Here is a 14,001-nt window from a genome sequence, read left to right as displayed (position 1 = left end):
CATTTGATTGAGCAAAAATATATTTGACAATTGCTGGCTAACCAGGCGCTCAAGCTGACGGTTGCCAGCTGGGTACGTTAAGCATGGCGAGCATAGGTTTTGTTCTTAATAATTTCTTTATCAGCATGAACTCATTTCGTTTAGTGCATATTGAAACTTATCAGCGCCGCAGCTTAGCGCCGATCCGTTAGGCGCCACAAGGATAATTCATCTATGAAAAATAAATATTTGAATATTCTGATCTTCGTTGCTCTATTATCCTTGAGTTGCTCAAAAAACACGCAAAGCCCGACCAACACAGACGAGAACAAACCAGAACCAGCTCCATATGTTCTTGGTGATACTTCAAGTAGTGCAATTCCACCCCCCGATTTTGTTCCATATGCTAAAGCACCAACTGTCACAAAAATAGTAGAACCTCAAGTTCCTGAATATGCAAAAGTCAACAATATCGAGGGTAATGTATTTGTCAAATGTTGGGTTACTACAGTTGGAACAGTCCGAAGAGCTGTTGTGATTAAAACAGATAATGAAATATTTAATAGGCCATCTTTGGAAGCCTCAATCCAATGGGAATTCACACCTGCGTTAAAGGCAGATAGCACTCCAGTTGATGTTTGGGTTTCAATTCCATTTCGGTTTAGGAATAATTAAAATGTGGTGTGGCGCCTAACCAGGCGCTCAAGCTGACGGTTGCCAGCCGAGTACGTTAAGCATGGCGTGTAGAGGTTTAGATGTTTAATAATAAACTTTTCAGCATGAACTTGTTTCGTTTAGTGTATTTTGAAAGTTATCAACGCGGCAGTCCGATCCCGCCAAGCGGGATCGCGATCGCGTCCCGATATGTAATATCGGGACGGACTTAGCTGCCATCCGTTAGGCGGCTACAAATATTTTCGTAATTGAAAAAGGAAAGTACAATGAGCAAACAATTTCAATGTAGTAAATGTGGCGGTTCAATGGTTGAAGGATTCGCCATGGAACTTCCTACTGGAAGACAAGCTGTAAATTGTTGGATAGAAGGAATAGTTGAACGATCATGGTGGACAGGAATCAAATTCATTAATAAACGTCGTCATCCTATTACAACTTATTGTTGTGATAAATGTGGTTATTTGGAATCGTTTGCCAATCTTAGCATTCAGGGATGGAAGTAAAAATAATTATCCCGTAGCCGTCTGACCCACGGCTCCCCGCAAAAAGAGCGGGGTTTCACACAAAACGTTCAACAAACTGACCGAATGAACGTTGGTACTTTACGCAAGGCTAATAGAGGTTTTGATGTTTAATAATTTATTTTTCGGCATGAACCTGTTTCGTTTTGTGAATTACGAAACTTATCAACGCCACAATTTAGTTGCGTCCGTTAGGCAACAACTTTAAAAAAGACAAGAAAGTTGAAGTTTAAAATGACAGAAAATAGAAAAACTAACCTAATGAAATCACAGAGTAGCACATCATTAGACAATAGGCTGGAGCAACGGATCGCACTAACTTTATGTATTGCAGTGCTCGCGGCTAGGATACTTGAGCAGTTCGTTCACAACCGGCTGGTCAGCGCTGAAATTTTCGCTTCGATCGGGATTCCTTTTATTGCCATCGGGTTTGTCGCAGTGGGGCTCATACAAATGAATGGTAGTCCCCAAGGGCTTCGCGTACAGCAAACACTTCGTTGGGGCAGTCTCCTGCTGATGGTGTGGATAGCCAACGGGCTACCGCTCGACTTATTGCGCATAACAGGTCTCATACCCTTTCCCGTTGACTGGCCGGCGCTTGCAACTAAGGCTCTGGCTCTCGCCTCTGTTGTTATACTTGCGCGTCTTGTCCTTGCACGTCCTGTCACACTTAAACCCAGGCACGTGACTACATGGTACGGTTATGCCGCGTTCATGCTGGCACTACCCTATCCGATCCTTAGGACATGTTGGGCACTGGGAGGAACATTGGGGTTAATGAAACCCGGTGTGGCTGGCATTGGTTTTATCCCTTGGCTTGCATCTATTCCATGGTTAGTGGCTGCCGCTCTTTCCCTGTTTCTGGTCTCAAAACGTTGCTGGTTGCCGCGTCGGCTGTTAGTGTTTGCAGGCTGGTCCGCAACGGCCATCGTCGCGTTGATCGGGCCGATTGCCTGCTGGGTGTTGTTTTCTAATTTATTAAAGGGAGAAGATATCGGCGTTAAAGGTATGGCGATCTGGGTTCCATATCTCTTCTATAGTAGCTGGCTCCTCTGGGCTTTAGCAATTGGAGCTGCCACTCGCTCGTTTCAACTACGTAGTTCTGGCTCTGCGAATGCCCTTGAGGGTGTGGCCGATATCGTAAAAGATTAGCATATACAAATAAGTCTAGGCTTATAAGAAGAGATGTATTTTTGTTTTAAGTTGATAAGGTCAAGTTCCGGTTGCACCGCCCGCGTCAGAAAGTTTAAGCGGCATGTAATTCGTAAAGTTTTACAGATATTCAGCAATGAACATAAATCATAATGTGTTGCCTAACCAGCGGCTCCCCGCAAAAAGAGCGGGGTTTCACACAAAACGTTCAACAAGCTGACGGATGAGCGTGTTAGCAATTTACATTGCGAGTAGAGGTTTAGTGCTTAATAATTCAGTTAGTAGTGTGAACCTGTTTCCTTGAGTGCATCGCGAAACTTTTCAACGCGGCAGTCCGATCCCGCCAAGCGGGATCGCGATCGCGTCCCGATATGTAATATCGGGACGGACTTAGCCGCCAACCGTTAGGCAGCGCGTTAAGGAGAATAACAAATTGAAAAAATCCTCGAAAATATTCTTGATAATCTCCCTTATTTGGAGCATAACAACTACGATCTGCTGTATATTGATTATAACAGTTTCTACTTGGACGATGATGCATATTGAATCCTACAATTTCTTCTCTAAGTGGGTAATCTTGCAGGTGGTGCTGAGTATCCTTATTCTTCCCGTTTTGTTTATTCTATTAAGAACCAAATTATTTCCAGAACGTCAACGATTTTATTTAATCACTAAAAGGATCCAAGTTGTTGTTGCCATATTGTATCTGTTTACTGTTTTCTTTGAAGTAAACCGATATGAGCGTTTTATCAAATTCAATTCACTCGGGCCATACAAATCGCTGTCTGGTAAACAAATCGTTCCAATTAATACATCTACTAGTGAAGTGATAAATGGACGTAAAATATTTACTGTAATATATCAATCAGAAATAAATGGCGCAGACACACTCGCTTTGCGGCAAGAGGCAATGTACGTATGGCAACAGATTATTGTCGATGCTGATAAACAAAACGCAAATTTTGCAACAGTCAGCACCAGTAGTGTAAGTAATTCTAATAATGATTCTATTTCAAATATAATATCAATTATTTCTACTAAGGATTCATTAGGAGTATGGAAAGTACTTTATTATAACGTGTTGCCTAACCATTTTAAAAAGGAAAGAGTTCCCGCCGAAGCGGGATTTCGCAGGCTCAACAAGTAAATAATAATCTCGCGCCGCATCCCCATGTATCGGGGCACGTCCGTTAGCGGGCATGTTCTATAAATCATACAATTACACGATAATGTCTATGAAGTCATATTTATTTTTAATATTAATAGTTATTGGGTTGATTGCATGCTATAAAGAAACGTTTATGATCGATGCCCAATACGGACGAATTCCAAGTAATTATCAGCTATCAGCATCACCGAATCCGTTTTCTGATTCTCTTTTTATAACATATACAGTTCCTCCAGCGTCATCACCACATAAGTTGCGTTTAACAATCCATGATATGTCTCAACAGGAAACAATCGTTCTTGTTGATTCTGCTTCACACCAATCGGGGATTTACACTGTTTTATGGAATGGAACCTATCAAAACAATAAACAAGCGCCCGCGGGTTTTTATTATGTCGAACTCAGTGGGTGGGCATACTCTGATCCTCCAATTTGCCGTCTTCTAATTTATAGAGTAGTCAATTAATATGAAAATACTGCTAATACTATTTCTCGGAATAAATAGTTTACATTCTCAAACCGTATTAATGGATTCTACTAGTAAGCTACCGAAATTCACTTTTATGTTTTCAGGCAGTATGACAAACCTTAGGGGCGGAAGCACTTCAAGTTATTATCGTGATGTCGAGTATCTTACTCAACCAACGTTTTTTGTTGGTGCTATTACCCCTGGTGTTATGGCGGTTTCGAACCAGCATAGCAATGTTTCAGTATCTCCCATGTTTACTCTATCAACATTCTATCGTCCGCATAAAGATTGGTATTTTGGTTCAGTTCGAGTATCACGTTTTACGGTCAGCAGGGAGACCTATTTTCCATTTATGACACCAACTGGAAATATTGATGCAAGTATCAAAACAAATCATATAGTGTATCCAATGAGTATTGGTGGTGGTATTAGCAATCCTCAATTGTCAGGGGTGAGAGCCGAATTAGGAGTGATATATGCTCTTGCACAGATACGAGAAGAATCATCGCTCACGGGGTATCCATCTGTAATGGCATCTAGTAATGGTCAAGGTTTCGGACTCTACTTCATATTGTCACCGAGATTAGAAATTGTCAATTCCGTCATATTAAATCTTGAGGTTTCATCTCGTTGGCTCAACATTTGGTATTATCGCGACAATAACAATTTCATTGGCATGAATAGTTTTTCTTATGATGGATTTATCTATTCGATAGGATTAGAAACGGCTTTTTAATATATCATAAATAATTCACGCCGGTTAACCAAGCGCTTCCCGCAATCCCGCTTCAAGAAAGCGGGGCGCATAAAACGCGTAACCTCACCTGCTGAGAATGGCGTGAGCATCTTTACGCTCTCTACCTATGATACAGATCTCATTCTTGTGCGTGAGAAGTCGTTCGAGATTACTTGCCAAACACTAACTAAGGCGGGGCATAGAATCACTTGAGAACAACCGCCGCCAGCTGACCGGGCGCTCACTGACAGCCGGAAATCTGAATATTTATCGCGCAGAGCACGAAACAATTTCTTATTTAGCATTCAAATTAAAAAGATATTAATTTATGATGTGCATCGTGTAGTATAGCTTGTGCTCCAGAGGCTCATGCGCCTCAGGCGCAAAAGTTATCAATGCAGCATCCCGATTTATCAGGAGTCCATCCATTAGATTACGTTTTGAAATATCGAAAGACCATAATAATTCATCTGCACAAGATATCAAATTAGATCCAAAAAGAGATGCGTAAATCAATCATCGTTTTTCTTTTGTTATTTTTTTTAAGCAACTGTGCAACGAATATCAGCAAAGAGACTGATATTTTTCATGGAACATTCGATTATTCCGACAAAATACAAATCAACTACGAGATTCACGGCAATGGGAACTCCACTATTGTATTTCTCCATGGTTTTGGAGCTTCTGTAGAAACCTGGCGAGACATCCAATTACCGCTTTCCAAAGGAAATACGCTCATCTTTTTAGACTTAAAAGGATTTGGTTTGTCATCAAAACCTGACGACGGCAAATATTCTCTTGAAGATCAAGCTGAAATCGTTCTCGCTTTTCTCAAGACACATCATATCCATGACATCACCCTTGTGGGAAATTCTTATGGTGGTGCAGTCTCGGTAATTGCGTATCTCAAGGATCGATCTGACAATGCCCGTGGTAATGTTCGTCGGCTCATTTTGATCGATGCCGCCGCGTATGAACAAGTATTCCCCTTCTTCATTGATGTTCTGAGAAAACCAGTAATAAATTGGATAGTCATGAACCTCGTCCCGACTCAAATAATGGCAGGCTTTATCTTGTACTATCTTTTTTATGATGCAAGTAAAGTGTCGGAAGAGAGGATAGCAAGACATGCTGAATATTTGAGACAACCAGGGAGTTATGATTCGTTTGTCGATTGTGCCAGACAAATGATTCCTGCAAATCCGGATTCTATCTCAGCCTTAATCAAAACTATTGCCGTCCCCACATTGATCATTTGGGGGGCAAACGATCCGGCAATTCCTTTGGAGCATGGTCAGAGGCTGCACCGCGATATTCAGAACTCACAGTTGGTGATCATTCCAAATTGTGGCCATATGCCGCAGGAAGAATCACCAGATGAAACCGTAAAGGCTCTCTTAAAATTTTTGGGACAATGATGGAGTTTTTCGAGCGTCGGATTCGTTCCCATTGCTTATGTCATCAAATAGAAGGAAAATTATGGATCATAATTTTACCAAATATTAAATCAGCAAAATGCCGCCCGACAAGGCGCTCTCTGACCAAATGAGCTTGCCTGCTACAGGCATAGCATCCAAACCACTTTTCGGATTGACTTCCGGTTCATCAATAAATCGAAAACGAAAGCATGTCTCGTCGAACGTGAGACGTTCCAGATATTATAACGGCACAGACCCGTTGAATTTGGCTTGGATGCTGAAGAGACGACGTAACCAGAGAATCACACAAGCACATGGCTTACCGCTACTACCGCCGCTGTTTCTGTACGCAGGCGGCGTGTGCCAAGCAAGATAGACTTGAATCCAGCATGTGATGCATACGCTATTTCTTCTTCGGTAAAACCACCTTCGGGTCCAACGACAATGAGGAGCGAGTGAAGATCGTCGTGCAATATCAATTCTGATGCAATTGAATGCGAGAAATCGGTTTTTTCATGAAGAACGAATTTCAGCTGATAGTGAGAGGAATTATCTACTATCGATCTAAAACTTTGCAATGGCTGAATCCGGGGAAGCCAGCTGCGCCCGCATTGCTTCATTGCCGAAAGAGCGATCTTTTCCAAACGCTCATGTTTTTCGTTGTGAGATATGGTACGCTCACAAGAAACAGGAAGGATTGTCCGCACACCAAGTTCTGTAGTCTTTTCCACCAAATAGTCAAACCTTGCAGGATTTTTTAATAACGAAACGGCAAGCGTGACATCAATCGATGGTTCGTTGTACTTACGATGGATTGCAGCAATAGTACAGCGTGTATCCGTCTTTCCTATCTCTGCAATAACCGCCTGATACATCATCTCATTTCCATCAGTCACAAAGATGGTGTCGCCAATATTCTTTCTCAGCACGCGGACAAGATGTTTCGATTCATCGCCGCGCAGCGTTAATCCATGGCTTGTTACATCTTCCAATTTGACGTAGAAGTAATCCATGATAAATATTCCATAATAACACTCGGGTTTAAATTCCCTTTTTCTTGGGAACGACCGAGGATTTAAAATGATGTATCAAAGTCGATGAAGTATTCGGTCTTGTCCAAGTTGTTTATCGCTGTTTCTGTGCGAATAGTAAATCCGTACGGGAGAAGAAATTGCAATCCCGCTCCATATCCTAAATACCAAGGCTGTTCCGACAGCACTTGACTGCGCGACCATGCTTTTCCTGCATCAGCAAATATACCGAAATATAAGCCGTAGCGGAGTTTTTGGAATTCCGGCACGGGGAACCAATCAATTTCTAAATACCGCGGCAGAAAAATCGGCAGGCGCAGTTCAATGCTTGCACTTATTTTGTTTTCTGCCTCAATCTTTTTATAAAAATATCCGCGAATGCGTTCATCATATCCGAAGAAGGCATGCCGGTACGAAGGAATGATACCGCCCCATGCAAAGGATCCAGCTGTCCGCACACCGAAGGTACTTCCCCCGTTGAATCCAAAAAATTTTCGCACGTCGTAATATGCCGTTATAATGTTTACTTCTGATTCTCCAAATCCATTCTTTGCGACAGCAAAAGAAATAAGCGTGCCGTTCGTCGTGTATTCGTAGTTGTCCCTCGTATCAAACCTGTAGGAAAGCGACAGTGTAAGGAACGCATCACGTCCTGACGAAGAGACCGTGCTATTTAATCGAGGATCACTGACCTGCCAAAGTTCATAACCAAAGGTACTTGAGAGCGTCTGGTATATGCCAAATCGCTTGCCGAGTGTTCCGCGCAGAAAAAGGTTAGAATTCATATACTCTTCAGAAGTGCTGCTCAAGTTATGTATTTTTTGAAGTGTCAGCGCTGTTCCGAAATAGATATCGTCATTGTCTGTTGCTTTAGGATTCTGATAGTTGATCATAAACAATTGGTCGTACCCAAAATATATTAGTGCAAAGACCTTTTCGTTTCGCCCGCGAAAATTATTGTGCATCATTCCGGCACCGTAATACAGTTTCGTCACATCTCGATATTTCATGCCAAAAACTGGAAATGGAATAAAGTACCACCGTTCCGACACTGTCACGATGAGCGTTGCATGATGTTCGTACACCGAATCTTCTATATCCACTTTATTGAAGAGGCGAAGATTGTAGATATTATTGCGATCGAGATTTTTCGCTTGTTGTGTGAGCGTATCGCCGATTTTTAACGACATCTCACGCAGGATGACGTGCTCTTTTGTCGTACTATTGCCTCGAATTTGAATACCCCGAATAATAATCGCAGAGTCAGGTGAAGTCTGCGCCTGAAGCGGTAAGTTGAGAAATGAAATGAATACAAGAAGCATGAGATGTCTTATCACAAAACTCCAAATAATGCAGAACCCATCAGGGCAAAGCAACAATCATGATTGTTCAGCATCGTAGCGTCAGATAGGTTTTTCGGAGTAGGTCTCTACCCGCAATACATGATTTATTTATATTCTTCCATGGGCGGACAAGTGCAGAAAATATTCCGATCGCCATAGGTGTTATTGATACGGCCAACAGACGGCCAGAATTTATTTTTCTTAAGCGATTGGACCGGGAACGCCGCCTGCTCACGTGAATATTTGTGATTCCACGAATCGCTTGTTACTGCCAAAGAAGTATGCGGTGCATTCTTTAAAGGATTATCAATTGTATCAAGCTTTCCTTCTTCGATATCCTGCATTTCTTTTCTAATAGCAATCATTGCATCGACAAAACGATCCAGTTCTGCTTTCGGTTCGCTTTCAGTTGGTTCAATCATCATCGTATCATGAACAGGAAACGAGACCGTCGGTGCATGGAAACCGTAATCCATAAGACGCTTCGCAATATCATCTACGTCAATACCGACATGTTCTTTGAAAGAGCTCATATTCAAAATAAATTCGTGCCCTACTCTTCCATTTTTTCCTTGATAGAGAACTGGAAAATGGTTTTCCAATTTTGATTTCAGATAGTTGGCGTTCAGGATAGCGGTTTTTGTGACTTCTTTCAGCCCTTCCGCACCGAGCATTTTGATATACGCGTAAGAAATAATTAAAATATTTGCACTGCCCCACGGAGCTGAGGCAACAGCGTGTATGGCTTTCTCACCGCCGAGTTTAACAATCGAATGTCCGGGTAAGTACGGCATAAGGTTCTGCGTTACACAAATAGGTCCCATGCCGGGACCGCCGCCGCCGTGCGGAATTGCAAAAGTCTTGTGCAGATTGATATGGCATACGTCGGCACCGATTTCTGCAGGAGAGGTAAGTCCAACTTGCGCGTTCAAGTTCGCACCATCCATATAGACCAGACCGCCATTGTCATGAATAATGTCGCACATCTCATGAATGCGTTCTTCAAACACGCCGTGTGTGGATGGATACGTTACCATAAAAGCGGCAAGTGTGTCTTTATACTGTATTGCCTTTACTCGTACGTCGTCCACATCAATATTACCATTCGCATCACAATTCACAACGACAACGTTCATTCCTGCCATCACTGCGCTGGCAGGATTAGTGCCATGTGCGGATGATGGAATGAGTGTCACGTTACGCTGTGCTTGTCCGTGGTCCTGATGAAAGGCGCGAATGACAAGCAAGCCTGTGAGCTCACCCTGTGCACCAGAATTCGGTTGAAGCGATGCCGCTGAAAAACCGGTCGTCTTGCAAAGTGCACTTTCCAATTCCTGGAATATTTTTAAATATCCTATTGATTGATCAGCTGGTGCAAACGGATGAATGTTCGCAAACTCCGGCCACGTCAGGGGAAGCAATTCTGTTGCAGCGTTCAATTTCATTGTACAGGAACCGAGCGGAATCATTGATGCTGTGAGTGAGAGATCTTTGTTCTCCAAACTTTTAAGATAACGCATCATAGCTGTTTCAGAATGATAGGAGTTGAAGACGGGATGCCGGAGATACGGGCTCATTCTCTGAAATGGAAATGGATATAACACTGCTGTCGATTCAAAATGGGCGTTCAGCGATCCTTTTTGAACTGCGGCGCCTTTCGCTTTTGCAAAAATAGTAACCAGTGCTTCGATATCTTCAAATGTCGTCGTTTCATCAACCGAAACACCGATATATTTATCTTCGATGAATCGGAGATTATAACCCGCTTCAACGGCAAGTTGAAGAATTTGTGCCGCTTGTTTCTTGCTGGCAACTTCAATTTTCAGCGTGTCAAAATAAATTTCGTTGAGTTGTACGAAGCTGCGCTTTATAAGTTCGGTATCCAGCAGTTTTGTTAAGCGATGAATACGGGTCGCGATAGTTTTGATGCCTTCAGGTCCATGATAGACTGCATACATCCCGGACATGATCGCTAAGAGTGCTTGCGCTGTGCATATGTTTGATGTCGCTTTCTCGCGGCGAATATGTTGTTCTCGAGTTTGCAGTGTCAGGCGGTATGCTTTATTGCTTTGCGCATCAATCGAAACGCCAATAAGCCGGCCTGGCATACTGCGGACGTATTCATTTTTAGTCGCAAAGAATGCAGCATGCGGGCCACCGTAACCAAGAGGAATTCCAAATCGCTGAGAGTTGCCGATAACAATATCTGCGCCGACTTCACCCGGAGGAGTCAGCAGTGCCATGGCCATCAAATCCGTTGCAATAATAGCAAGTGCGCCCGCCTCATGCACTTTCTTGATGAATCCACGCCGGTCAATTACTGCGCCGTCTTCACAGGGATATTGAATCAGCGCTCCAAAGAATGACTTATCAAACTCCACTGTATCAGGATTACCGATGACGACTTCGATACTGTGCGGGGTGGCGCGTGTCAGAATGACATCAATCGTTTGGCGGTAACATCGTGCAGAAACAAAAAATTTATTTGCCGATATTTTCGGAGATTTGTTGACGATGCCATACGCCATCGTCATTGCTTCCGCGGCCGCGGTACCTTCATCTAACAGCGAAGCGTTCGCCACCGGCATTTCTGTAAAATCTGCAACCATCGTTTGAAAATTGAGAAGCGCCTCGAGACGGCCCTGTGAAATCTCCGGCTGATATGGCGTGTACTGTGTGTACCAACCCGGATTCTCGAAAACATTTCGTTGGATAACGCTTGGCGTGATGCAATTGTAATACCCCTGACCGAGATACGACTTCAGAACGACATTATTCTTTGCGATTTCACGAAGTTCATTCAGTATTTCGTACTCCGTCTCAGCGGGATCCATCTGTAGTTGTTGCTTACTGCGTATTGTTTCAGGAATTGTCTGATCAAGTAATTCATCCATCGAACGAACGCCGATGGCATGAAGCATCTCGGGAATTTCATGCTCACGCGGGCCAAGATGTCGAGCGAGAAATTCATTTTTCTGTTGCATTGTTTTCATTCTCTACTTTGGAAGTTATAGGATTGAGTTGGATATGTTCAAGCGCCTGCGCAGCCGCAGCTTGTTCAGCTTCTTTCTTGCTTCTTCCAAAACCGCTGCCATAGGACTGCGCTCCAATGGAAACTTCTATCGTAAAACGCCTGTCGTGTTCTGGTCCTTCTTCATGGATAATAGAATAACGTGGAATACCCAGCGAGCGCGCTTGCGCATATTCCAGCAGTGTGCTTTTATAGTTATCATCTGCCATGGCAGAATTGAACACTTCTGTGTTTTTCAAGAGGGTTGTATAAATAAATTTTCGCGCCGCTGCCAATCCTCCATCTAAATAGAGCGCGCCGATGACAGATTCAACGGCATCCGCAATGATCGACTCTGAGCCGTTATCAATTGACTGCGCTGCGCTTGAACTCAAGAGCAGATAATCTGATAGGTGCAATTCTTTTGCGCGTTGCGCTAGAATTTTTCTGTTGACCAATCGAGAACGTAATTTGGTCAGTTCTCCTTCTTCCATATCCGGATACGTTACGAAGAGATGTTCGGCAACAACGAAATTCAAAATCGCATCACCAAAAAATTCCAGGCGTTCGTTGGAATTCCATTGCTCCTCGAGAAACTGAAGATAGGAACGGTGAAGCAACGCTTGCAAAAACAGTTTCCAATTGCGTGGATAGTACTGAATGGCTTCTGTGAACCGAACAAAATCAAATTTCGTTAAGCTGAGTTTCTCTACAAGCAGTTTGAACTGCTCGTCCCGTGAGAAACGAGAAAACCATTGTAGGCGAAGTCGGCAGCAAAGCCGACGGAGTACGTTCTTCAACACAACTCCTTCAGCCCCACCGAAAACATATGGTGAGGATTAGTGTTCTTCTTGATACCTTCTAAACAGAAGGGAGGCGTTATGTCCGCCAAATCCAAATGTGTTGCTGATTGCTACGTTGACATTCCAATCCTGCGCTTTGTTTGGTATATAATTCAAATCGCAATCAGGATCGGGGGTTTCGTAGTTAATTGTCGGGTGCACTTTGTTATTCTGAATCGCCAAGATGGTTGCTACCGATTCAATCGCACCTGCCGCACCAAGAAGGTGGCCTGTCATAGATTTTGTGGAATTGACGGCAATTTTCTTTGCACGTTCCCCAAAGACTGTCTTAATTGCGGCTGTTTCAGATTTATCACCCGGTGGTGTCGATGTACCGTGAGAATTCACATGGTCGATATCATCTGGAGTCAATCCCGCATCGCGGATTGCAAGGCGCATAGCGCGTACTGCGCCTTCTCCGCCGGGAGCCGGCTCAGTGATATGATGTGCATCTCCAGAATAGCCAATGCCGCCAATTTCTGCATAAATTTTAGCACCGCGTTGTAGAGCATGTCCAAGTTCTTCTAATATGAGAATACCGCCGCCTTCGCCCATCACAAAACCATCCCGGTTCTTATCGAACGGACGGCTGGCTTTTTGAGGAGCGTCATTGCGCGTGGAAAGAGCTTTTAATGAATTGAATCCGCCGACACCCATAGGACAAATGCTCGCCTCGCCTCCGCCTGTTACCATAACATCGGCGTCACCGCGCTGAATATGTATAAATGCATTACCTATAGAATGAGATGATGTTGCGCATGCGGAAACCGTTGCGTAGTTAACACCTTTAAGCCCGTATATCATCGAAATGCGTCCGGCTGCAATATCGGGAATCAACATAGGAATAAAAAATGGACTGATGAGGCGCGGACCTTTTCCTTCCACAAAATTCATAAACTGCTTATGGTATGTCCACATGCCGCCAATACCGGAACCGTAAATCACACCGATGCGTTCACGATCTTCTTTCTCGAGATTCAGTCCTGAATCTTTCATCGCTTCCTGACAGGCGGCAATTCCGTACAGCGCAAATAAATCGGCACGCTGCGCAAGTTTTCGATCCATATACGTGAGAGGATCGAATCCCTTTACTTCGCATGCAAATTTCGTTTCGTATGCGCTGGCATCAAAGAGCGTAATTGGACCTGCGCCGCTTTTTCCGTCCATCAAAGCTTGCCAATACTCCTGCACAGTATTGCCGAGAGGTGTAATAACTCCCATTCCCGTTACAACTACTCGTCGTTTGTTTACATCAAACGCCATTGGTTCTTCCTTGTCAAATAAAATGATGCTCAGCGCCGTACATATCTGCACACTTCGCTCACCGACACTGTTCTTTTGAAGAGAGCAAAGCCGGTTAAATCCAGCTGTTCCCTTTCCAACGTATTACCAAGAGTGAATTAGATACCCTTTGTTTTTAAATAATTAAGCACATCGCTCACGTTGGTAATTTTTTCTGCGTCCTCATCTGGAATCTGGATGTTGAATGCTTTTTCAAATTCCATAACCAACTCAACTGTGTCGAGTGAATCTGCGCCGAGATCATTTGTGAACGACGCTTCTGGTGTCACTTGAGCGGCATCAACGCCTAGCTTGGACACAATAATTTCTTTTACTTTTTCAGCAGTATCTGCCATCGTATTACTCCTTGGTTTAT

The 14,001-nt window shown here is 43.5% G+C and carries 13 protein-coding genes; 7 read left to right on the top strand and 6 right to left on the bottom strand.

Going from position 1 to position 14,001, the window contains the following annotated elements:
• Positions 1 to 213 precede the first annotated feature (213 nt).
• From NTX44_16050 to NTX44_16020, 7 genes are all read left to right on the top strand, one after another.
• A complete protein-coding gene (locus tag NTX44_16050) occupies positions 214 to 654 on the top strand; it encodes an energy transducer TonB (protein MCX6123127.1) in 441 nt (146 codons plus the stop codon).
• Between the two features lie 266 nt (positions 655 to 920).
• A complete protein-coding gene (locus NTX44_16045) occupies positions 921 to 1,157 on the top strand; it encodes a hypothetical protein (protein MCX6123126.1) in 237 nt (78 codons plus the stop codon).
• A gap of 252 nt (positions 1,158 to 1,409) precedes the next feature.
• Positions 1,410 to 2,327: a hypothetical protein gene (locus NTX44_16040; protein ID MCX6123125.1), complete on the top strand. Its 918-nt coding sequence runs from the start codon at positions 1,410 to 1,412 to the stop codon at positions 2,325 to 2,327.
• Positions 2,328 to 2,760: 433 nt separating this feature from the next.
• The gene (locus tag NTX44_16035; protein ID MCX6123124.1) at positions 2,761 to 3,474 is read left to right on the top strand and encodes a hypothetical protein; all 714 of its coding nucleotides are present in this window, start codon (positions 2,761 to 2,763) and stop codon (positions 3,472 to 3,474) included.
• Positions 3,475 to 3,562: 88 nt separating this feature from the next.
• A complete protein-coding gene (locus NTX44_16030; protein ID MCX6123123.1) occupies positions 3,563 to 3,961 on the top strand; it encodes a hypothetical protein in 399 nt (132 codons plus the stop codon).
• 112 nt (positions 3,962 to 4,073) lie between these two features.
• Positions 4,074 to 4,700 (top strand): hypothetical protein, encoded by a 627-nt coding sequence (locus NTX44_16025; GenBank protein MCX6123122.1) that lies wholly within the window; start codon positions 4,074 to 4,076, stop codon positions 4,698 to 4,700.
• Positions 4,701 to 5,203: 503 nt separating this feature from the next.
• Entirely contained in the window at positions 5,204 to 6,118 is a 915-nt protein-coding gene (locus NTX44_16020; protein MCX6123121.1) for an alpha/beta hydrolase, read from the top strand.
• 302 nt (positions 6,119 to 6,420) lie between these two features.
• Here NTX44_16020 and NTX44_16015 read toward each other — a convergent pair whose 3' ends face one another.
• From NTX44_16015 to NTX44_15990, 6 genes are all read right to left on the bottom strand, one after another.
• On the bottom strand, positions 6,421 to 7,131 hold the full coding sequence (locus NTX44_16015) for an RsmE family RNA methyltransferase (protein ID MCX6123120.1): 711 nt from the start codon (positions 7,129 to 7,131) through the stop codon (positions 6,421 to 6,423).
• Positions 7,132 to 7,193: 62 nt separating this feature from the next.
• Positions 7,194 to 8,471, bottom strand: a complete 1,278-nt coding sequence (locus tag NTX44_16010) for a hypothetical protein (protein ID MCX6123119.1) — start codon at positions 8,469 to 8,471, stop codon at positions 7,194 to 7,196.
• A 125-nt stretch (positions 8,472 to 8,596) separates the two neighbouring features.
• The gene (gene gcvP / locus NTX44_16005) at positions 8,597 to 11,476 is read right to left on the bottom strand and encodes an aminomethyl-transferring glycine dehydrogenase (protein MCX6123118.1); all 2,880 of its coding nucleotides are present in this window, start codon (positions 11,474 to 11,476) and stop codon (positions 8,597 to 8,599) included.
• Positions 11,460 to 12,302 carry a ribonuclease III gene (rnc, locus tag NTX44_16000; protein MCX6123117.1) on the bottom strand — a complete coding sequence of 281 codons (843 nt, stop codon included), beginning with the start codon at positions 12,300 to 12,302 and terminating at the stop codon, positions 11,460 to 11,462. The genes gcvP and rnc overlap by 17 nt, the downstream gene beginning before the upstream one ends.
• 39 nt (positions 12,303 to 12,341) lie before the next feature.
• The gene (gene fabF, locus NTX44_15995) at positions 12,342 to 13,607 is read right to left on the bottom strand and encodes a beta-ketoacyl-ACP synthase II (GenBank protein MCX6123116.1); all 1,266 of its coding nucleotides are present in this window, start codon (positions 13,605 to 13,607) and stop codon (positions 12,342 to 12,344) included.
• 137 nt (positions 13,608 to 13,744) lie between these two features.
• A complete protein-coding gene (locus tag NTX44_15990) occupies positions 13,745 to 13,981 on the bottom strand; it encodes an acyl carrier protein (GenBank protein MCX6123115.1) in 237 nt (78 codons plus the stop codon).
• Positions 13,982 to 14,001 lie beyond the last annotated feature (20 nt).

This window comes from Ignavibacteriales bacterium, from assembly GCA_026390575.1.
Lineage (GTDB): Bacteria > Bacteroidota > Ignavibacteria > UBA10030 > UBA10030 > Fen-1298.
The sequence above is the reverse complement of the archived record's forward strand: the minus strand, read 5'-3'. Positions and strand labels throughout refer to the sequence as shown.